This window comes from Luteolibacter sp. SL250 (assembly GCF_026625605.1).
Lineage (GTDB): Bacteria > Verrucomicrobiota > Verrucomicrobiia > Verrucomicrobiales > Akkermansiaceae > Luteolibacter.
Genome location: NZ_CP113054.1, coordinates 3,715,350 through 3,736,318, shown reverse-complemented (window position 1 = coordinate 3,736,318; position 20,969 = coordinate 3,715,350). Strand labels below are relative to the sequence as shown.

Below are 20,969 nucleotides of genomic sequence, written 5' to 3'. Positions count from 1 at the left end.
GGAACACACAGCAAAGGTCTCCTAGGCTGGATCCATTCCCACGCCCGTCGCCAATGCCGCCGGAGGACAGGAGTGTCCTCCCTCCTTAGCTCTCTTGACTTGCCTCCCGTGATCCATTCGACTTTCGGGAATCCATGAAACCCATCGCCTTCCTCTTTGCCGCCGCGTTTGTTCCGGGCATCGCTTCCGCCGAGCTGAAAACCATCGACGTCGGGCCGAACCCGGAGAGCGTGACGAAGGGCTTCGGCGGCAAGTACCACGTCACCCTCATGGGGCCGACGCGGAACCCGGGGGATGGGGACGGCTCCATCGTCGTCATCGAGGACGGCGCGGCGAAGCCGTTCGTCAGCGGGCTGCACGACCCGAAGGGCATCGTGTTCCTGGACGACTCCCTCATCACGGCGGACTTCACCCAGGTGTGGAGGATCGATTCAAAGGGGGAGAAGAAACTGCTGGCCGGGCCGGAGGCATTTCCGAACCCCATCCTATTCCTCAATGACGTGGCCATCGCGGCGGATGGAAAGAGCGTGCTGGTGACGGACATGGGCGCGCGCGACAAGATCGCCGGGCCGGATGGCTTCTGGCCGCTGGACAGCGCGGAGGCGAAGGCCGTGCCCGCGGTGGGCCGCATCTACCGGATCACGCTCGACGGAAAGGTGACCGAAGTGGTCCCGGCGGACGAGCGCATGAAATGCCCGAACGGCGTGGATGTGACTCCGGACGGGAAGATCCGCATCGCGGAGTTCTTCACCGGCAACATCTACGAATGGGAGGGGAAGGGGGGCTTCAAGGTTCTGGCGGAAGGCCACCGCAGCGCGGACGCCATCGTCCATGATTCCAAGGGCAACTTCTACGTCACGGAGGTCCGGACCGGCAACGTGTGGAAATACCCCGGCAAGGTGAAGATGGGCGAGGGCCTGACCGCCGCCGCGGACGCCTTCGTCGATGAAAAGGCGGGTGTCCTCGTCGTCCCGGAAACCAAGGCGGGCAGGCTGGTTTTCCTGCCCCTGTGAGCGGTCCCAGCGGGCCTGCTCCGCTCCCCGGGAAAGGCGGAAATCATTCCAATGCTGATAAGGATTGGGTTCCCAAATTTGGTTGTCACCCGGATGGCGTCATCCGGACGTTCGACGACCAATCGGTTGCGAAGCTTTCTCTGAGCACGGATTGCAGGATCAAACGGATTACGCGGATTGTGTTTCTTTAAAAACCCTCAGCACTACAATCCGTGTAATCCGTTTAATCCGGTAATCCGTGGTTAAAAAATGCCGTTAAGGATCGGTGTAAGTCTCCGATCCTTAACGGCATGGAATCCATTCCACCCACCGGTCATCGGGGAAGTCCGTTGCCATCCGCTTCCGGGTCTGCGGACCAGCAGCTCAGGCCTTCCTCCGGCGGCGGAGCAGCACACCGGCCGCACCGAGGAGTGCCAGGCCCGTTACGGATGGTTCAGGGATGAGGGGGATGATCTCCCCGTCAGCCAGGATGCCCGCGCTGAAGCTGCCCGTGTAGCCCTGCCCATCGACGGTCGGGTTGATGAAGCTGATCATGGAGAGCTGGGAGGTGGTCAGGCCGCTGGCATTGTCGCCGAAGTAGATCTGGTCATCCCCGCCGCCCAGGCTGAAGCCTCCCCAGTCGAGGATGGCCAGCGTGCTGGTCCAGCTCTGCGCGGAGGAGTCCGCGATGTTGAGGATGTTGCTGCCGCCGAGCTGGATCTGGCTGGGTCCGGAGATGGCCATGGGGCCGAACCGCTCGTTGGTGCCGTTGGTGATCATCATGGCGTTCTGCAGGGTCACCACGGCGTTGTCGTTCACCTGGGTGTTGGCGGCGGTCTGCGCGCCGAACTCGAGCGTGGCGTTCCGCACCTGGATGCTGGTGGAGGCGTTGATGCCGCCGGAGCCGATGATGAGGCGTCCGGCATCCACGCGGGTCGCGCCCTGGTAGGTGTTGGTGCCGGTGAGGGAGAGGGTGCCCGCGCCGGTCTTGATGAGGCCGGCGGAGAGGTCCCCGCTGAGCGCGCCGCTGAGGGTGGCGTCGACGGCGGCGGAACCGTTGGCAACCTCCACCACACGGGTCTTCCCGTTCAGGTTGATTCCGTTCTGGATCTCTATGTTGGAGTCGGAGAGGACGGAGGACAGCTTGAAGGTGTAGTCACCATCCGTTGCGTCACCGAAGGTAAGGAAGTTCGCTTGTCCCCACGTGATGCCGGCACTGGCTCCGCCGAAGTTCACCACCCGGTTCCCGCCATGGGCGCTGAGTCCGGCATCCCCCGTGAACTGGATGTTCCCCGCCGCGGTGCCGAGGGCTTTCGTCAGGTCCCCCGCGCCGGTGCCGTTGAGGTCCGCGCCGATCTCGAACACACCGCCGGAGTTGATCCGCAGGGTGGCGGTGGTGTTCTGGGCGGTGGACGCGCGGAACAGGCCGCCGTCCAGGATGAAGGTGCCCGCCAGACCCGTGCCGCTGTAAAGCGTGGTGCCGGTGCCGCCGACGATCATGAAGTTGCCGGTGCCGAAGGAGGCGGAGATGTCGAGCACCTTTCCATCCGCGATGTAGTTGTGGAACCAGAGCGCGGAGCCGCCGAAGGCGGTGGACGTGCCGGTGATGGAGATGTCATTGGAGCCGCTGAAAAGCATCCCCTTTCCGCTGCCCGCGGCGGTGATGGCGTTCGCCCCCATGTCGAGCGTCACCGCCCCGGCGGTGGAGTCCACCGTCAGCGTGTTGAAGACCAGCGGCGTGGTCGCCTGCTGGGTGTAGGTGCCGGCCGCGTTCAGGACATAGTTGGCCGTTGAGGTAGCCATGTTCACGCTGCCTGCGGAAAGGACCGTCTGGTTGGCGGCGGCGACTTTCTGGAGGGTGCCGGAGGTGGGTCCGGAAAGAGCGGCGAAGCCATAGCTGCCGTCCGTGTCGCGCAGGATGATGTTCGCCCTGCCGCCGTTGACGTTCATCAGGACTCCGTTGACCATTGCCAGGGGGGCGGCGACGGCGGGAGGGCCGACGATGGCGGGAGCGAGGGTTCCGACGGTGATCGAGTTCCCCGCATTTCCCGAAAGGTCGATGAGGTCGTGCCGCTGCGAGTTCCCACCGGTGCCGGTGAGGGTGGTGATGGTGAGCTGGACACCGGAGCCGCCGTTGCCGTTGAGGATCACCCGGCCGAGGCCGTTGTTGCCATCCCCGATCATGAGGCTGGAAATGGTGTCCGTGGTGACACCGGTGGACTTGCCCTTGAACTCGATCGCGCCCTGGTTGATCAGAATGGTCGCTGCCGAAGCGAGGGGATCGGAAGTGCCGTAGTCGAGCGTCAGGACGCCGCCGTTCGGGCGGATGGCTCCGGTGAAGGTGTTCGCGCCGGAGAGGGTCCAGTTGCCGGACCCGTATTTGGTGAGGTTGGTGACGTTGGGGCTGCCGCCGCTGTTGGTGATGACGCCGGCGATGGTGTTGGCGTCCTTGTTGTAGCCGGTCAGGGTGAGGGTGCGGGCGTTCGCGGTTCCGGTGCCGGTCGTGTTCGTGCCGGTGTTGGAGAAGATGAGCGCGCCCGTGCCGGAGGAGTCGATGGTGCTGGAGGCGAGGACCTGGAACAACCGGTTGGTGGTGTCCCCGGTGCCGGTGTAGCGCAGGCGGCCACCCGCCAGATTGAGGTTCGTCGCTGCGTTGGAGGAGGTGCCCAGCGCACCGGCCTGCCCGCCGTTGCGGATGTTGTCCACGCTCAGGATGCCGCCGGAGACATTGACGCCGCCGATGTGGCTGTTGTTCCCGGTGAGGAACAGCGTGTTGGTCCCGGACTTCTGGAACCGCAGGGCACCGGTCATGGTGCTGCCGTAGGTGTAGTCCCCGTTCGTCGTGTTGATGCCGAAGACGCCGCCCGCGGAATACGTGGCGGCCGTCCGCAGGGAGTCGATCTGCGCGGTCGTCAGGTTGCTCCCGCCGGAGAGGGCCATGAGGATGGCGCCGTTGGCGACGGTGAGGGTGTTGCCGTTGTAGGCGGAGATGTTGGCGATGGCGAGCGCGCCTTCGGAGATGGTGGTGGTGCCGGTGTAGGTGTTCGCCCCTCCCAGGGTGAGGGTGTTGCCGCCCAGCTTGTTCAGGTTGTGGGTGCCGGTGATGTTGCTGTTGTAGGTGAAGTCACCGTTGGCGGTGTCCAGACCCAGGGTGGAGCCGGAGTTGAAGGTGACGCCGCTGCGGTAGTCATCCACCTGCGTGGTGGTGAATCCGGCGGCGCCCGCCACCCGCAGGGAGAGGGTGGCTCCGGACGCGACGGTGGTGGCGGCGGGATTGAGCGTCGTCGCATTGAGGAGCCGCAGGGTGCCCGCGTTCACCTGGGTGGTGCCGACGGTGTTGGCCGCATTGGCCAGCGTCCAGATGCCGGTATCCGCCTTGATGAGGTTGACGGTCCCGCTGGCGTTGGAGATCGCGCCGTTGATGATGGCGTTCTGGTTGATCCCGCCAAGCGTGAGGGTGACCGGATCACCGCCGGACACGCCGTTGCTGACGGTGTTGTTGATGATGATGGCCGCCTGGCCCGTGCCCGCCGCGCTGCTGGTCCATTTCTGGTTGCCGGTGAGGGAAAGGTTCACCTCCTGCCCGGCGGTGGCGGAGCCGATGGTCAGGCCGCCGCCGCTGCTGTGGTTGATGCCACCTGCCCCGACGGCCAGCGTGGAGCTTCCGGATCCGCCGAGGAGGGTGGCCAGGGAGGCCAGGTTCGTGGTGACGATGCCGTCAACCGCGCGGTTCCCGTTGAGGTTGATGTTGAACGGACCGGTGAGGCCGGATGCGGTGAGGTTGGCGGTGTCCAGTGCGCCGGGCACGACCGTGGGGTTCGCGTTCGCGGTGGAGCTGTCCGACCAGTTGGAGGCATTCCCCCAGTCATTGTCCGCGGCGGTGCCGTCCCACCAGTAGGGCACGGCGGAGGCCGGGATGGAGCTGAGGGTGAAGACGGCGGCAGTACATGCCGTCACACCGCGGACCAACGCGGAAAAGCGGAGGGGTTTCATATACGAGGGTTTTGGGGGACCGCCGTGGGATTTTACGGGAGTCAGCGGGAACTCAAGCGGGTGTTCCGCGGGATTTCAATACGAAATTTAATGAGAGCCGCGCCTCGCTGCTCCTTACTGGCCTGTATCGGGAATCTGTAGTTTCGAGATCCGCTTGTTCGCCGAGGACAAGTGGGTGTCCGGTCCGAAAGTCAGCCACGCCGCCTAAAGGAAGGCGGACGGGTGCTCCGTGGCAGGGATGGCTCTCCGAGCCGTCCGGCTGGGGCAGGCGGGAATGTCGCTCCGATGGGTACATGGAAGAACGCGGGAACGGAGGCTCTGTTGCAAAAGGCGAACGCGGAATGGATGGCACATCCGCCGCCGGATCTCCCGGAGAGAGATCCGTGTCATCGCTGCACCAAAGCATGTTGGAAGATTAGGCGTGGCATGCGCTTGGGGTCGTGCTACTGCCGTGAAAAACATGGACGCTTCATATTACGAAAATTGGCTCTCTCTGGACAAAGGGGAGAGGATGGAGGATTTCCTGAATTGGAATACCTATGAGGGTGAGGGGTTTCCTATTGCCATCATGGCACTTGCCCGCTTGGTGGGTTGTTCACCGTTGCCGGTTACCACAGCGAATGTCGGCATCTATCACGGGGGGACTTATCTGTTGAAAGTAACCTTGAAGGCGACCTGGGATGGATCGCATCCGGATGCTTTGGTGGAGGAATTCGAAGGCCTGCCGGTGATTTGGACGAATCACGGGAACGAATGGATCGGCGGATTTAGGATGGGGTGATAGATTTTCGCGTCAGCAAGATGCGTTTCATCCTCCATACGGACCTGGATGATCTTCCCCGGGTTCCCTTCACAGGCGAATCATCAAAGATTCACCGCGAAGTTGTGAAGGCCCCACAGGGAAGAAAGGATCTCTCCGGGATTCGCTGGAGTCGCGGTCAGCCTTCTTTCTTCCCTGAAAACTGAAAACTGAAAACTGAAAACTTCTCCTCCTTCGTCCGCCAATGCCGCCGGAGGACAGGAGTGTCCTCCCTCCTTACTGCCGCCTCCTGCGGAGGAACAGGCAGGCCGCGCCGGAGAGGAGCGTCAGCGTGGTGGATGGCTCCGGGATCAGCGCGTCCGGGACCAGCTCGTTGCCGATGAATTTCGCGCTGTAGGTGCCTGCGGCGAAGCCCTGCGGATTGACGAAGGTGACGGCGGAAAGCTGGCTGCCGGTGAGGCCCGCGGCGTCGAAGAGGATCTCATCATCCCCGGCGGTGAGGCCGGACCATCCGGAGATGGCGAGGAGACCGCCGGTCCAGTCCGTGGAGGAGGAGTCGGCGAAGCTGAGGGAGTTGTTGCCACCGGCCAGCATCAACTGGGCGTTGCCGGTCACCGCCAGGACGTCCGCGGCATCGCTGAAGCCGGTGACCTGGAGGATGGCTCCGCTGCCCAGGGTGACGGTGGCATCATCCTTGATGACGTTGTCCGCGGCGATGTGGAAGGTGCCGTCCGTGACCGTGATGGATGTGGACTGGGTGAGGGAGGTGGAGACGTTCAGCACGCCGCCGGTGACGGTGGTGGTGCCTTCATAGGCCTTCGCGGCTCCGGACAGGGTCCAGACACCGGTGCCGGATTTGACGAGGTGGGTTTTCCCTGCGCCGCCGGTATCGGCGAAGGTGCCGCTGAGTTCCCCGGTGCCGGAGGTGGAGCCCTGGAGGGTGAGGGTCTTGTCGCTGGTGGTGGTGTTGCTGGTGACGCCTCCGGAGATGATGAGGCTGCCGGTGCCGGCCTGCTCGATCACGCCACCGCCGGCGGCGGCGCCATCGTTGGAACGGAGATAGATCCCGCGGGTGGTGGTTTCACCGGTTCCCGTGTAGCGGAGGGTGCCGGTGGTGAGGGCTTCGCCGAAATGAATGGCGCTGTTGCCGGTGGTGGGGCTGCCGAGGTTGTTGGCGATGGAATTGACGGCCAGAACCCCGGCGTCCACGCGGGTGGTGCCGCCGTAGGTGTTGGTGCCGGTGAGTTCCCAAGTGCTGTTGCCGTTCTTGATGAGGACCTGGCTGTTGCCCGCGCCGCTGATGTTTCCGGATATCCTGCCGGTCCCGCCGTTGCCGGTGAGCACCAAGCCCACCGTGGTGGAGGAGGTGGCGCCACTGTCGATGAGGATGTTCCCCTGGAGGTCGAGGGTGCCGTCCGTCATGCTGATGCGGGTGTTCTGGCCGTTGCCGACGTCCAGGGTGATGCCGCCGGTCCAGACGTTGTTGCCGCTGAAGTTCAGGAGGCCTGCGGACACCCCGGAGTTCGAGGTGCCGGTGATCCTGAGGCTCTCCCCGGTGACGGTGACGTTGTTTTCCAGCCGGACCTGTCCTCCCGCGGCGACCTCCGTGCCCTGGGTGGCGCCACCCAGCGCGTTGTTCGACAGCACGCGGAGGATGCCGGTGTTGACCTTCGTCAGGCCGGTGTGGGTGTTGTTCCCCGTCAGTGCGAGCGAACCGGCGCCGGTCTTCACCAGTGTTTCACCCGCCACGTTGAGGTCGATCTGGGTGTTGCCGGCGGTGATGTTGAAGGTGCGCTCCCCCGTGCCCATGGCCAGCTCCGCCAGGGAGGAGGTGGGCGCGCCCAGCTTGATGAGGTTCTCCCCGCTGCCGGTGAAGTCGCCGTTGAGCGAGATGCGGGATCCTTTCTGGGTGGAGGACGCGCTGTTGACCTGGATGGTCTGGCCGGTCATCGACAGGCCGCCCGCACCGATCTCCAGGGTGGAGACGGCGGTGTTGTGCCCGCCGCCCATGAGGATGTTGCCGGCGGTGTTGTTGGTGCCGGTGAGGGCGATGGACGTGGCGGTGATCTTGCCGCCGCTGTTGACGGTCAGCCTTGAGGTGTCCGCCGCGGTGACCACCCCCAGCGTCGCCGTGCTGGTGGCGCTGCCACCGCCGGTGTTGCCGGTGGAAAAGGTGGCTCCGCCGCTGAGCGCCATGCCCGCGACCGTCTCGCTCTTCGCCGAAAAGTTGATGTTGCCGCCGGTGGCGGTGATGACGGAGGTGTCCGCGATCTGGTTGTTCTGGCCGAGCGTGAGCCCGCCGGTGGACATGAGGATGTCTCCCGCGACGGCGGTGGCTCCGCCGGTCTTGTTGAGGTGGAGCGTGCCGCCCGCGATCCTGGTCTGGCCGGTGTAGGTGTTGCTTGCCGTCCCGCCGAAGGTGAGGGTGCCCGCCGCCGCCTTCACGAAGCCATGCGCCCCGGCCATGCCCACGTCATAGCTGAAGTCCCCGTTCGCCGTGCTGACGCCGAACATGGAGGTGTTGTCCTCATAGGTGAGCGCGGCGCGCAGCGCCTCCAGCTCCGTGATGGAGAATCCGGCCCCGCCGGCGAAGGCGAAGACACCCGCCCCGGACTTCACGGTGATGGCGCTGTTGGCGCTGACCGCCCCGGTGTCCGTGAAGGCGACGTAGCCGCTGGTGACGACGGTGTTTCCCGTGTAGGTGTTGTCCCCGCTGAGGGTGAGCGTCTGGCTGCCCGTCTTCATCAACCCGTGGTTGCCGGTCATGTTGCTCCCGTAGTTCACCGCGGCCGTCGGCTCCAGGCCCAGGAACGCGGCGGATGAGGCGAAGTTGATGCGCGCCCGCAGGGTGTCCGCCTCCGTGTTGGTCATGGCGGTGCCGCCCAGCCGCAGCGTGTAGGTCGCGCCGTCGGCGACATTGATGGCCGAAGCGGCGGACGCCGCGGCGAAGCTGGTCACCCGCAGGATGCCGCCGTTCACCTGGGTGGTGCCGCTGTAAGTGTTGGTCCCCCGCAGTTCCCAGATGCCGTCGCCTTCCTTGGTGAGGGAAACAGTGCCGCCGCCATCCGAGATGCCCCCCGCGACGTATGAGCCGAGGTTGATGCCGGAAAGCGTGAGCGTCTGGCTGCCCGTGGAGCCGGAGACATCATTGTGGACGATGATGGGTGCGGCGCCGGAACCGCTGCTGCCGCTGCTCCAGGTCTGGGAGGCCGCCAGCACGACGTTCACCTTGTCCGGGTCCGCCGCGGTGCCGAGGGTGATGCCCCCCGTCAGGTGGTTGATGCCGCCGGAGCCGAGCGTCAGCGTCACCGGTGCGCCGCTCCCGCCGCGCAGCGTGACCGTCCCCGTCAGGTTGTCCGTGACGATGCCCTGCACCGCCTGGTCTCCCGTCAGGTTGATGGTGCGGCCGCCCGTCTGGCCGGTGACGGAGAAATGCGCCACATCCCCCGCGCCGGGAACCGCCGCCGGGTCCGGGGTGCCCGCGCCCGGGTCCGTGGACCAGTTCGCCACATCATTCCAGGAGCCTGCGGTCGCTCCGTCCCAGTAGAGTGGTGCCGCCATCAGGCCTGCGGAAAAGGAAACGGACAGCGTGGCCAGCGCCAGTGCGCGGACAGGGAGAAGGGAAAGGCGGCGGGGTTTCATGGGATTCTGTGAAAATGGGGGAGGGGACGCATACCAAATAGGGATGCCCCCTCCGGTTCAACGCCAAAGTTGGAGGCGGCGCAGTCCGCTGCGTCCCTCCTATTTCACCCGCTCACCCGCCTTGCCAGCTTCAGCACCACAGGGTTCACAAAAATACCAAGGCCAGTATCGCGCCATCGACGCATTTCTGAACATCACGGCGGATCACATCCACCGTTGTCTTTTTCAACAACCCGACTGGTAGAGCCACGACGGTTGAATTGCCGTTTGATTGCGAAAAGCGATCCGTGGGTTGCAAGGAGATGCGACGCGTTGGCTGAAGATCAGCGCTTTCCGCATTTCAGGGCCAAATTTGCGCGGAAATCCGCTGATCCGGACCTCGGTCATGTCTGGCATCGGGATTGCGATGGCTAGTTCCGGATTCCCGTCCATCAACCAATCAACCAATCAACCACCACTACCATGTCCAAATTGAACACCCTCGGAGAGCTTCTCATCCACAACGTGAAGGATCTCTACAGCGCGGAAACCCAGCTTGTGAAGGCGCTTCCGAAAATGGCGAAAGCCGCGAACGATGCGGATCTCAAAAAGGGATTCGAAGACCACCTGGAGGAAACCAAGGTCCACGTCACCCGCCTCGAGCAGGTCGCCGAATTGTTGGGTGCCAGCCCGCGCGGCCTGAGCTGCAAAGCGATGAAGGGACTGGTGGAGGAAGGGGAGGAAGCCATCAAGGAAGAGGCGGAGGAGCACATCAAGGACCTCGCACTCATCGCCGCCGCCCAGAAGGTGGAACACTACGAGATCTCCGGCTACGGAACCGCCCGCGCGCTCGCGGAAGCCATCGGAAACAAGGAGGTCGCGGAATTGCTCAAGACGACGGAGGACGAGGAAGGCGCGACCGACAAGAAGCTCACTGCCGCCGCGAAAACCATCACGGCCTCCGCACCCGCCGAGGCCTGATGGAAACCAGCGGAAGGGGAGGGCGTTTGCGGCTGATCAGGTATGGGCGGACTTTGAAGATCATGAACCAAGACGATACAAAAAATGGGGCTGAGGTCAGACCGCCTGCAGAGCCCGCAAAAGTGGAGGTGAAAGAGGCCAATGAGGACCTCTCCTACGACAAAGGCGCCAAGCTGGATTCCGCGGCCCTTCACCAGTCTGAGGTCAATGCACCTGGGCATTCCGAGGTGATCGGGCCAAAGGCTGACGATTGAGCGTCGGAGGACGGGTGGGGCCGCGGATTGGCGGCCTCACCCATGCCTCATCCAACCCTCGATGAGGATGCGGGCCGTTTCATTGCACGCTTGGAGACCATAGGAATACGGCCGTAGTCCGGTGGTCAGCGGAAAGGAGATGTCATGCAACCGGGAGTCCGGCATGCCGTCCGCGCGGACGAGACGATAGAAAGGATCGATGTCCAGTCCGCCCACGCGGTAGGCCGGTCGCCCGTCTTCTCCGGTGCACAGCTTGTCCCGCTTCTTTTCCGGCACCCGTGCCGCTTCCGCCGGATCGGCGAACAATGCGCGGGCCTCGCGGACATCTCCCGCCCGCACGAGCGATGGAAACGGATAATCGGAAAGCTCCAGTGGCTTCTGGCCTCCGCAATCAATGAACATGCGGTAGTCGATGACCGCGTCCCTTCTCCCTCCTGACACGACGATCCGCGTGCTGTCCGCGTGCGGTTGCTCCTCCGCCAGCTCCACTCGGCCCTCCATCAACTCCAGTTTTCCGGCATCGTGGAGTGCCAGCAGGACCTCGCCGGACTCCAGCGGCATCGCGGCGACGACGTTCATCAGGAACGGCATGACCTCGCCCGACAGCCTGATGTGATCCTCCGCGGGTAGTAGCTCCGCATGGAAGTTCAGGGTGTACATCAGATCGTCCATGTATTCCTTCCAGTGGACGGGGCGGTCGTTCTCCACGGAAATTCTGGCCTCCTCCATCTCCTGGCGCATGCCCTCGAACGCATCCGCGTAGTCGTGTTCATCCGTCATCTTCTCCACGAAATCACGCAGCCGGAAATTCGGAGCGGAAAGCAGGTCCACCATTTCCGGCATGCCGTCCTTTTGGAAGGCGCGCAGCAATGCCGGACGGCATACCTTGTCGAAGTATCGCTCCAGCCGCAGGTAACCCTGCGCGTCCACCAGGGCCAGCAACTCGTCCAGGCTCACGTGCCGGTAGATTTCCCGCATCGGCTCTTCCTGCGCGAACTGCAGGTGCGGAAGCAGTCCTTCCGCGGAGTGCATGACGATCCTGAAATCCTCCGTCCCCGGAGCGGCGGCGTAGGTCAGAACCCCGTCGTCATTCCGTGAGAAGCTGCCGTTGAGATGGGCGAGCGTGTTCACCACATCGAAGGCGCTGAGGGACGCTCCCAGCGTGCCGATGGCGAAATTCAGCACCCCGTCCTTTTCCGGCACCAGCTTGTGGATCGGCCATGGGGAGCTGTAGTAGCCTGCGGCTGGCTTGTCCTTGTTCGGCCAGTGGTGTCCGGTGGCGACCACCACGCGGTCCAACCGGTGTTCGGCACCTTCTCCGGTCACAAGGGTGACACCACCGCCCGCATCCGCACGGATGTCGGAGATCCTGCAGCCGGGGAACTCATGGACTTCCACCCCCGCCTCCCGCAGCCGGTCAACCAGCACGCGGTGCTGTGCCTGGAAGTAACGTCCCAGGGCCAGCCGTGGATAAACCGCCTCCTCATCGACCGGAGGTTCCACGCCCAGTTCCTCCAGCGTGGCGGCAGGTTGGTCCCGCAACCAATCCGCGAAAGACTGCGGAAGCCGGGGAAGTTCCTCCGACGAGATGTTGGAGCGGCTGTGGATGTTGGTCGTCTCCGGGCTGTAGGGCATGCCGGTGCCCATGATGTGGCTTTTCTCGAAGATCGAGATCCGCCGCGGAGGGCTCTCCATCTGATGGAGTCTATCCAGCAGGTTCTTGAGAAAGTAGAGGGCTGAAGGGCCGCTGCCGATGACGCCTGTCGATGATGTTCCGCTCATGGGGTGGATGCGCCGCCACATTCCGACGGATCGCGGGACGATCAAGTGGGCCCATCGATTTTGATCGGTTTTTTTCCGGGCCGATGATGTGCAGGCATTACATTGGGTGATGACGACCGCGGAGGAAGGACACGCCGGAGTGTGGGATCAGGTGAAGCTGGGGAAGATCTATATCTCCGGCGGGCATGACTACTGGGGCAGGCAGGGCGCGGGCCGCCTGCAGAACGGCATCCGTGATGTGGAGGAGGTGGAGTGCGTGGCGGGGAAGGGGCTGGTGGGGGACCGCTACTTCGGCTACCGGCAGGACTTCAAGGGACAGGTCACGTTTTTCGAAGAAGAGGTGGTGGAGGAAATACGCGCTCACTTCAAGTTGCCGAAGCTTCCTGCCTCTGTTTTCCGGCGGAACCTCATCGTTTCCGGCGTGCGGTTGGGGGAATGGTTGGGAAAGCGGTTTGTGTTCCAGGGCGTCGAGTTCGAGGGCAGCCAGGAATGCAGGCCCTGCCACTGGATGGACCGCGTGGTGGAGGATGGGACGGAACGCTTCATGAAAGAGGGCTTCCGCGGAGGACTGCGCGCGAAGGTGATTTCAGGCGGGCTGTTGAGGGTCCGGTCATGAGATGAAAAAAAACCGCGGTGCGGGATATATCACGGATGGTTGTTAGATTTTATCTATGGGTTGTTTCGGAAATGTTGCGGACCTGCATCTGATATCCCGGATTTGACCCGGTTGGGGGTGGAAAAGGCTGGCGGAGATGCGTCCCCGCGGTAGCATCGCGCCACTTGTTGCACAGCATCGCATCCGCGGCGCTCCCAGGGCGGCATGATCCGATCAACGGACTCATTGTGCCCATGGACCAGAACCCTGACGATTTCCGCTCCCTTCCGGAACGGCCTTTTCACGAGAAGCGGAAAAGCGACCTCTCCTTTCTGATCAAGGAACTCAAACGGCTCTATCCCGGAAAGTCGTCGCTGGAGATCCATCTGGCGTTGGAGCAGGCATTGGAGGAGCAGGCCCCATCCATCAGCAGAACCACGCTCCGCCGCCGGGTCAGAAGGATCCTCGATGGCGGAGCCACAGAGGATGGAAAGCAGGGTTGATGGCGTTCCAAGTGCTGCGGTGAACCGCGCGGTTTCCATTTCCGGTGCATTGCCGGATCATCTTGCATTCCGCAACTGATCGTGAAGTTTGCGATCCGCGCGATCCGCCGGAAAGGGCAGATGGGCGCATTCAGGGCCTAACAGCTCCGGCATGATAACTGCGATGCATGCATCTTGCTGCCATGAAACTGTCACCCTCCCACCTCCGCCGCTACAAGGATGTCGCCCGCCTGTTCCTGAAATACGGGAACTCCGACCTGGTGAACGCGGGCGGTTTCGGCGGCGGTGACGCGGACCTCCCGGAGGCGCGGGAGGACGCGAAGGATCTCGCTGTGGATCTGGAAAAGCTCGGCCCGACCTTTGTGAAAATCGGCCAGCTCCTTTCCACCAGGAGCGACCTGCTCCCACCCGTCTATCTCGATGCGCTGAGCCGCCTGCAGGACAAGGTGGAACCGGTCCCGGTGGAGGAGGTCGAAGCGGTGATCAGCGAACAGCTGGGGGTGCGGATCTCGAAGGCGTTCTCCAGTTTCGACAGGACGCCCGTGGGTTCCGCGTCGCTGGGACAGGTCCACCGCGCCGTGCTGCGGGAGGGCAGGGAGGTGGCGGTGAAGGTGCAGCGCCCCGGCATCCGGAAGGAGATCCTGGCGGATCTGGACAGCCTGCAGGAGGTGGCGGACTTCCTTGATGAACATACCGACTTCGGCAGGAAGTATCACACGGGGCGTATTCTGGGGGAATTCCGTGACACCCTCCTGAGGGAACTGGACTATCAGAAAGAAGCGCGGAACCTGATGGAGCTGAAGCGCAACCTCGCCGAGTTCGGCGATCTGGTGGTCCCGGAAGTCGTGGAGGCCTACTCTTCCCCGATGGTCCTGACAATGGACTACCTTCCAGGAACGAAGGTCACGGATCTCGCCGGGCCGGTGCTGCTGGACATCGATGGCGGGAAGCTGGCGGATGAGGTCTTCCGCGCCTACCTGAAGCAGATCCTGGTGGATGGCTTCTTCCACGCGGACCCCCATCCGGGGAACCTGCTGCTGACGCCCGACCGCAGGATCGCCATCCTGGATCTCGGGATGGTGGGACGCGTCAACGCGCGCGTCCGTGACCAGTTGGTGCATCTGCTCGCCGGCATCAGCCAGGGGGACGGGACGCAGGTCGCGGAAGCGGCTCTGCGTCTGGGCGAAAGCGAGGATGCCCACATCGACCGCCGCCAGTTCGTCAATTCGATCGAAACCATCCTCGGGGAGTCGAAGGACTCGAAGCTCGTGGACCTGCAGATCGGCGGCATCGTGCTGCTCATCATGCAGGCCTGTGCCTCCGCGGGCATCCGTATCCCCGCGGAGATCAGCCTGCTGGGCAAGACGCTGATGAACCTGGACAGGCTCGGTATCGCCCTGTCGCCGCAGTTCGATCCCCGGGCGGCCATCCGCAGGAACCTGGAAGCGCTTTCCACCTCACGGCTGAAGGACAGTTTCTCGATCGCCGGCATCCTCGGTTCGCTCACGGAGACGAAGGATTTCCTCACCCAGCTCCCGCGCCGTGTGAATGAGATCACCGAGCTGGTGGCGACCAACCGGCTGCGCGTGAAGGTGGACTCCATCGACGAGCACAAGCTGATGCTGGGCTTCCAGAAGATCGCCAACCGGATCACCATGGGCCTCCTGCTGTCGGCTTTCATCGTCGGCTCATCGATGCTTGCCCGGGTCGAAACCACGTTCCGGATTTTCGGTTACCCGGGCCTGGCGATGGTGTTTTTCTTCATCGCCGCGCTCGGTGCCCTATGGCTCATGCTTCAGATTCTGGTAAAGGATGAATGATTCCTGAAGGGGCCGCCGGGACGTCCGGACGGGCCGCCGGGAGAAAACGATCCGCTCCTTGGAAAGATGTTCCTGTGTTTTCCACCCCACCGTTCGCCCGTTTTCCTGTCCGGCTGTACAGTGCATTGCCCGATATAAATGTTGCGTTCGTTGGGAATTGGCTGCATTTTCTCGCCGAAACCTCACAAAAAGAGGTAAGGAACTAAGGATTATGCTGCCTGAGCACGCACCGTTTACCCCAGACCAACGCAAGGCGTTGGACTCCATCATTGTCAGTCTCGATCCCACGCAGAAGAGCTGGCTGAGCGGTTATCTTGCCGCCGCCGGTGCTTCCGTGTCCTCCGTGGCTGCCACACCCGCACCCGCGCCGTCGGCAAAGCTGACCGTCGTCTATGGCACGGAGTCCGGCAACTCCGAGGCACTGGCCGACCGCACGGTGAAGGAAGCGAAGAAGCGCGGCTTCCAGGCGGTGATGAAGAACATGTCCGACATCAAGCCCGCGGACCTTTCCAAGATCGAGAACCTGCTGGTCATCGTCTCCACCTGGGGCGACGGCGAGCCGCCGGAAACGGCCTCCGCCTTCCACAAGGAATTCATGGCCGGTGACCTGAAACTCGGCTCCGTGCGCTACTCCGTGTGCGCGCTGGGGGACACTTCCTATGAGAAGTTCTGCCAGACGGGCAAGGACTTCGACACCCGCCTGGAGGCGCTCGGCGCGTCCCGCGTGAACCCGCGCACCGACTGCGACGTGGACTATGAGGAAGGCTACGCCGCGTGGCTGGACGCCGCGCTCAAGGCGCTGGCCCCGACGTTCACCCCGCACCCGGTCGCCTTCAGCGCGCCGGCCCCGGTGGCCGCCGTGGAGTATGGGAAGAAGAATCCCTTCCCGTCGGAGATCATCGACAACGTGCTGCTCAACGGCGAGGGCACCTCGAAGGAAACCATCCACGTGGAGTTCTCCCTATCCGGCTCCGGCCTGACCTATGAGCCGGGCGATGCGCTGGCCGTCGTGCCTTTCAACGCGCCGGACGTCGTCGCGGATGTCCTGCAGGCCGCGAAGCTCAAGGGCACCGAGGAGATCGAGGTGAAAAACGTCGGCAGGAAGCTGCTGGCGGACGCCCTGCGCGAGGACTTCGACATCACCGCGCTGTCCCGTGCCGTGCTGACGAAGCTGGCCGAGGCCGCCGAGTCCGCATCCCTCAAGGAACTGCTCGCGGAGGACGCGAAGGAGAAGCTGAAGGAATACACCTGGGGCCGCGAGATCGTCGATGCGATCGAGGACTTCGCGCCGAAGGGCCTTTCCGCCGGGGCTCTTGCGGGCATCTTCCGCAAGCTGCCGCCGCGCCTTTACTCCATCGCCTCCAGCCCGCTGGCCCACCCGGACGAGGTGCACCTCACCGTCGCCGCCGTCCGCTATGAGACGAACGGCCGGAAGCGCAAGGGCGTGGCGTCCACCTACCTCGCGGACACCGCGAAGCCGGGCAGCAACGTCTCCATCTTCGTCCAGCCGAACAAGAACTTCCGCCTGCCCGCCGACGGCCACACCCCGGTCATAATGGTCGGCCCCGGCACCGGTGTCGCTCCGTTCCGCTCGTTCATCGAGCACCGCGGCGCGCTCGGCAGCACCGGAAAGAACTGGCTCTTCTTCGGCGACCAGCACTACCTCTACGACTTCCTCTACCAACTGGAGTGGCAGGACCACCTCAAGAGCGGCGCGCTGACCAAGCTGGACGTCGCGTTCTCCCGTGACCAGCCGGAGAAAGTGTATGTGCAGGACCGCATCATCGCGAATGCGAAGGAAGTCTACGCGTGGCTGGAGGAAGGCGCGCACTTCTACGTCTGCGGCGACGCCAGCCGCATGGCGCACGACGTCCACGAGGCGCTGATCTCCGTGGTCGAGTTCGAGGGCGGCGTCTCCCGCGAGGCAGCCGAGGCCTATGTCGAGAACCTCAAGAAAACGAAACGCTATCAGCGTGACGTGTATTGAGGTGGCCTGAAAACTGAACACTGAAAACTAGAAAACTTTCTTCCATGTCCGAAAAGAAACTCTCAGCCAATGAAGGCATCAAGACCCGCAGCAACTACCTGCGCGGCACCATCGCGGAAGGTCTGCAGGATCTTTCGACCGGCTCGCTTTCGGAGGATGACCAGCAGCTGCTGAAATTCCACGGCACCTACCAGCAGGATGACCGCGACACCCGCGCCACCCGCCGCAAGCACAAGCTGGACAAGGCCTACTCCTTCATGATCCGCATCCGGGTTCCCGGCGGCGTGGCCACTTCCGAACAATGGCTGGCGACGGACCACCTCGCCACCACCTTCGCGAATGGCACCATCAAGCTGACCACCCGCCAGGCGTTCCAGTTCCACGGCATCATCAAGAGCAACCTGAAGCGCACCATCGCCGACATCAACAAGGCGGCCATGGACACCATCGCCGCGTGCGGCGACGTGAACCGAAACGTGATGTGCAACCCGAACCCGTACCTCTCCACCGCCCACGCGGACGTGCTGCAGGCGGCGAAGGACATCTCCGCGCACCTCACCCCGCACACCCGCGCCTATCATGAGATCTGGCTGGACGGGGAGAAGGTGAAGACGTCCGAGGAGGAAGTCCAGGAGCCGATCTACGGCAAGACCTACCTGCCGCGGAAGTTCAAGATCACCATCGCCGTGCCACCGAGCAATGACGTGGACATCTTCGCCAACTGCCTTTCCTTCATCGCCATCGTCGAGGGCGGGAAGGTCGTCGGCTACAACGTCGCCGTCGGCGGCGGCATGGGCTCCACCCACGGGAATGAGGCCACCTACCCGCGCCTCGCGGATGTCATCGGCTACTGCACCGCGGAGCAGGTCGTGGATGTTTCCGAGAAGGTCGTGCTCGTGCAGCGTGACTTCGGCGACCGCACGGACCGGAAGCACTCCCGCTTCAAATACACCGTGGACGACTACGGCCCGGAGTGGATCCTGGCGAAGCTCAACGAGTACCTCGGCTACGACCTGGAACCCGCGCGTCCGTATGAGTTCGTGGACAACGGCGACCGCTTCGGCTGGCAGGAGGACCCCAACGGGAACTTCCACTACACCATGTTCGTCGAAGGTGGCCGCGTGCTGGACACCCCGTCCTACCCGATGCGCACGGGCCTCCGCGAGATCGCGAAGATCCATGACGGCGACTTCCGCCTGACCGCGAACCAGAACCTCATGATCGCCAACATCTCCCCGGCGAAGCGCGTCCAGATCGAGGCGCTGATGGAGCAGTACGGCATCAAGGACAGCCATGAGAAAAGCGCGCTGCGCCTCAGCTCCATCGCCTGCGTCGCCCTGCCGACCTGCGGCCTGGCCCTCGCGGAAGCGGAACGCTACCTGCCCCACGTCATCACCGACCTGGAGGAAACCGTGGAGGAAGCCGGCCTGCGCCACGACTCCATCACCATCCGCATGACCGGCTGCCCCAACGGCTGCGGCCGCCCGTTCATCGCGGAGATCGGCTTCGTCGGCCGTGGTCCGGACCGCTACAACCTCTACCTCGGTGGCGGCCACGCCGGCCAGCGCCTCAACAAGCTCTACCGCCAGGACATCCACGCGGATGAGATCAAACCGATCCTTTCCCCGATCCTCAGCCACTACGCGAAGGAGCGGAACGAAGGCGAGCGCTTCGGCGACTTCGTCATCCGCACCGGCTACGTCGCGGCCACGGTCCAGGGCAAGGACTTCCACGCCAACATCCGGACGGAGGCAGCCGCATCCGCCTGAGGAGATGATTCAAAACCGCTGATTACACTGATTTCACTGATTTCACAGATTGAAGACGAAGAATCCCGATCAGTGAAATCAGTTGATCCGTAAATCAGTGGTTGAAGTGGCCCGATTCACGGGAATCTAACAAAAAACAATTCATCGTCATGGAAGCGCTCAAATTTGAAATTCCGGCGATCGTGGACATCGATCCGGAAGCCCTGTCCGCGGAGCTCGCGCCACTGCGTGCGGGGGAGCGGCTCGCGCTGCTGTATGACCGCCTGGGCGACCGGCTCGTCGCCTCCACCAGCTTCGGCATCCAGGCCGCGGTGATGCTCAAGCTCATCAACGACCACGCGCCGAAGATCCCCGTCGTCTTCATCGACACCGGCTTCCTCTTCCCGGAAACCTACCAGTATGCGGAGGAACTGATGTCGAAGCTCAACATCGACCTGCGCGTCTATCACCCGCAGTACTCCGCCGCCCGCATCCAGGCGCTGTGGGGGAACCTGTGGGAGAACGGGAAGGACGGCGCGGACAAATACGGCCTCATCACCAAGGTGGAGCCCATGAACCGCGCGCTGCGCGAGACCGGCGCCGATGTCTGGATCAGCGGGCTGCGCCGCTCCCAGTCCAGCACCCGCGCGGAGCGTCCGTTCGTGGAGCAGCAGAAGCGCACCATCAAGACCTACCCCATCCTCGACTGGGCGGACGCCCAGGTGGACCTCTACTACCACCAGAACGGCCTGCCGCGCCACCCGCTGGCGGAGAAGGGCTACGTCACCATGGGCGACTGGCACAGTACCCGTCCGGTGGATGAAACCGGCGACGCCGAGGCCACCCGCTACGGCGGCCAGAAATACGAGTGCGGTCTTCACCTTGACTCCGGCACTTCGGATTTCCAGATTTGATCCCGTAGGAATTTTCCACCCTAACAAAACGATATTATGGCATTGGCAGAAAACATGGTTGCCACCGTTGGCAACACCCCGCTCATCCGCCTCAATCATCTCACACAGGGACTCGACGCGGAGATCTATGTGAAGGCTGAGTTCTTCAATCCTCTCTTCAGTGTGAAAGATCGTATCGGCAAGGCCATGATCGAGGCTGCCGAGAAGGACGGATCCCTGAAGCCGGGCGGCCTCATCATCGAGCCCACCTCCGGCAACACCGGCATCGCGCTGGCCTTCGTCGCCCGTGCGAAGGGCTACCGCATCATCCTCACCATGCCGGAGAGCATGTCGCTGGAGCGCCGCGTGCTCCTGCGCCTGCTGGGCGCGGAGATCGTCCTCACCCCGCGTGCGCGCGGCATGGGCGGCGCCATCGCCAAGGCGAAGCAACTCATCGAGGAGAATCCCGGCTCCTTCGGCCCTGGCCAGTTCGACAACCCGGCCAACCCGCAGGTCCACCGTGAAACCACCGCCGAGGAGATCTGGAAAGACCTCGACGGCAACATCGACGCCTTCGTCGCCGGTGTCGGCACCGGCGGCACCATCACCGGCGTGGGTGAGGTCATCAAGTCCCGCAAGCCGGACTTCAAGGTCTTCGCCGTCGAGCCGACCGCCAGCCCCGTCATCTCCGGCGGCGCGCCCGGCCCGCACATGATCCAGGGCATCGGCGCCGGCTTCATCCCCGGCAACCTGAACACCTCCATCATCGACGAGGTCATCCAGGTCACCAATGACGACGCCTTCGCCACCGCGCAGGCGCTCGCCCAGCTCGAAGGTCTCCCGGCAGGCATCTCCACCGGTGCCAACGTCTGGTCCGCCATCCAGCTCGCCAAGCGTCCGGAGTACAAAGGCAAGAAGATCGTCACCGTCGGCTGCTCCTCCACGGAGCGCTACCTCTCCACCCCGCTGGCCGAAAAGGTCCGCGAGGAAGTGTCGAACCTGCCCGTCGCCGAGATCTGATTTCCCCGCATCTCTCCAAA

14 protein-coding genes are annotated in these 20,969 nt (G+C 63.6%); 11 read left to right on the top strand and 3 right to left on the bottom strand.

The features are described 5' to 3' along the window. The first annotated feature begins 134 nt into the window (after positions 1-134). Entirely contained in the window at positions 135-1,013 is an 879-nt protein-coding gene (locus OVA24_RS16180) for an SMP-30/gluconolactonase/LRE family protein (protein WP_267671009.1), read from the top strand. Between the two features lie 363 nt (positions 1,014-1,376). On the opposite strand, the gene OVA24_RS16175 is transcribed toward OVA24_RS16180, so the two are convergent. Further along, positions 1,377-4,985, bottom strand: a complete 3,609-nt coding sequence (locus OVA24_RS16175; RefSeq protein ID WP_267671008.1) for a beta strand repeat-containing protein — start codon at positions 4,983-4,985, stop codon at positions 1,377-1,379. Positions 4,986-5,436: 451 nt separating this feature from the next. Here OVA24_RS16175 and OVA24_RS16170 point away from each other — a divergent pair, with 451 nt between their 5' ends. Continuing rightward, entirely contained in the window at positions 5,437-5,766 is a 330-nt protein-coding gene (locus OVA24_RS16170; protein WP_267671006.1) for a hypothetical protein, read from the top strand. A 255-nt stretch (positions 5,767-6,021) separates the two neighbouring features. On the opposite strand, the gene OVA24_RS16165 is transcribed toward OVA24_RS16170, so the two are convergent. Continuing rightward, entirely contained in the window at positions 6,022-9,387 is a 3,366-nt protein-coding gene (locus OVA24_RS16165) for a beta strand repeat-containing protein (protein ID WP_267671004.1), read from the bottom strand. Between the two features lie 462 nt (positions 9,388-9,849). Between OVA24_RS16165 and OVA24_RS16160 the strand changes: the two genes are divergently transcribed. Next, the gene (locus OVA24_RS16160; protein WP_267671002.1) at positions 9,850-10,347 is read left to right on the top strand and encodes a YciE/YciF ferroxidase family protein; all 498 of its coding nucleotides are present in this window, start codon (positions 9,850-9,852) and stop codon (positions 10,345-10,347) included. Positions 10,348-10,409: 62 nt separating this feature from the next. Beyond that, entirely contained in the window at positions 10,410-10,601 is a 192-nt protein-coding gene (locus OVA24_RS16155; RefSeq protein ID WP_267671000.1) for a hypothetical protein, read from the top strand. Between the two features lie 36 nt (positions 10,602-10,637). Here OVA24_RS16155 and OVA24_RS16150 read toward each other — a convergent pair whose 3' ends face one another. Continuing rightward, on the bottom strand, positions 10,638-12,383 hold the full coding sequence (locus tag OVA24_RS16150; protein WP_267670998.1) for an FAD/NAD(P)-binding protein: 1,746 nt from the start codon (positions 12,381-12,383) through the stop codon (positions 10,638-10,640). Positions 12,384-12,492: 109 nt separating this feature from the next. Here OVA24_RS16150 and OVA24_RS16145 point away from each other — a divergent pair, with 109 nt between their 5' ends. From OVA24_RS16145 to cysK, 7 genes are all read left to right on the top strand, one after another. Beyond that, positions 12,493-12,999, top strand: coding sequence for an MOSC domain-containing protein (locus OVA24_RS16145; RefSeq protein ID WP_324287901.1), 507 nt, complete (start codon positions 12,493-12,495; stop codon positions 12,997-12,999). A gap of 233 nt (positions 13,000-13,232) precedes the next feature. After that, positions 13,233-13,481, top strand: a complete 249-nt coding sequence (locus OVA24_RS16140; RefSeq protein ID WP_267670995.1) for a hypothetical protein — start codon at positions 13,233-13,235, stop codon at positions 13,479-13,481. 182 nt (positions 13,482-13,663) lie between these two features. Further along, the gene (locus OVA24_RS16135) at positions 13,664-15,301 is read left to right on the top strand and encodes an ABC1 kinase family protein (RefSeq protein WP_267670994.1); all 1,638 of its coding nucleotides are present in this window, start codon (positions 13,664-13,666) and stop codon (positions 15,299-15,301) included. 211 nt (positions 15,302-15,512) lie between these two features. Continuing rightward, positions 15,513-17,288 (top strand): assimilatory sulfite reductase (NADPH) flavoprotein subunit, encoded by a 1,776-nt coding sequence (locus OVA24_RS16130; protein WP_267670993.1) that lies wholly within the window; start codon positions 15,513-15,515, stop codon positions 17,286-17,288. Positions 17,289-17,308: 20 nt separating this feature from the next. Beyond that, positions 17,309-19,057: an NADPH-dependent assimilatory sulfite reductase hemoprotein subunit gene (locus tag OVA24_RS16125; protein ID WP_324287900.1), complete on the top strand. Its 1,749-nt coding sequence runs from the start codon at positions 17,309-17,311 to the stop codon at positions 19,055-19,057. A gap of 149 nt (positions 19,058-19,206) precedes the next feature. After that, positions 19,207-19,950, top strand: a complete 744-nt coding sequence (locus OVA24_RS16120) for a phosphoadenylyl-sulfate reductase (protein WP_267670989.1) — start codon at positions 19,207-19,209, stop codon at positions 19,948-19,950. A 36-nt stretch (positions 19,951-19,986) separates the two neighbouring features. Continuing rightward, on the top strand, positions 19,987-20,949 hold the full coding sequence (gene cysK / locus OVA24_RS16115) for a cysteine synthase A (RefSeq protein ID WP_267670988.1): 963 nt from the start codon (positions 19,987-19,989) through the stop codon (positions 20,947-20,949). Positions 20,950-20,969 lie beyond the last annotated feature (20 nt).

Coding starts and splice junctions, on each gene's coding strand:
- OVA24_RS16180 (WP_267671009.1), top strand. CDS start 135: ATGAAACCCATCGCCTTCCTCTTTGCCGCCGCGTTTGTTCCGGGCATC.
- OVA24_RS16175 (WP_267671008.1), bottom strand. CDS start 4,985: ATGAAACCCCTCCGCTTTTCCGCGTTGGTCCGCGGTGTGACGGCATGT.
- OVA24_RS16165 (WP_267671004.1), bottom strand. CDS start 9,387: ATGAAACCCCGCCGCCTTTCCCTTCTCCCTGTCCGCGCACTGGCGCTG.
- OVA24_RS16160 (WP_267671002.1), top strand. CDS start 9,850: ATGTCCAAATTGAACACCCTCGGAGAGCTTCTCATCCACAACGTGAAG.
- OVA24_RS16155 (WP_267671000.1), top strand. CDS start 10,410: ATGAACCAAGACGATACAAAAAATGGGGCTGAGGTCAGACCGCCTGCA.
- OVA24_RS16150 (WP_267670998.1), bottom strand. CDS start 12,383: ATGAGCGGAACATCATCGACAGGCGTCATCGGCAGCGGCCCTTCAGCC.
- OVA24_RS16145 (WP_324287901.1), top strand. CDS start 12,493: ATGACGACCGCGGAGGAAGGACACGCCGGAGTGTGGGATCAGGTGAAG.
- OVA24_RS16140 (WP_267670995.1), top strand. CDS start 13,233: ATGGACCAGAACCCTGACGATTTCCGCTCCCTTCCGGAACGGCCTTTT.
- OVA24_RS16135 (WP_267670994.1), top strand. CDS start 13,664: ATGAAACTGTCACCCTCCCACCTCCGCCGCTACAAGGATGTCGCCCGC.
- OVA24_RS16130 (WP_267670993.1), top strand. CDS start 15,513: ATGCTGCCTGAGCACGCACCGTTTACCCCAGACCAACGCAAGGCGTTG.
- OVA24_RS16120 (WP_267670989.1), top strand. CDS start 19,207: ATGGAAGCGCTCAAATTTGAAATTCCGGCGATCGTGGACATCGATCCG.
- cysK (WP_267670988.1), top strand. CDS start 19,987: ATGGCATTGGCAGAAAACATGGTTGCCACCGTTGGCAACACCCCGCTC.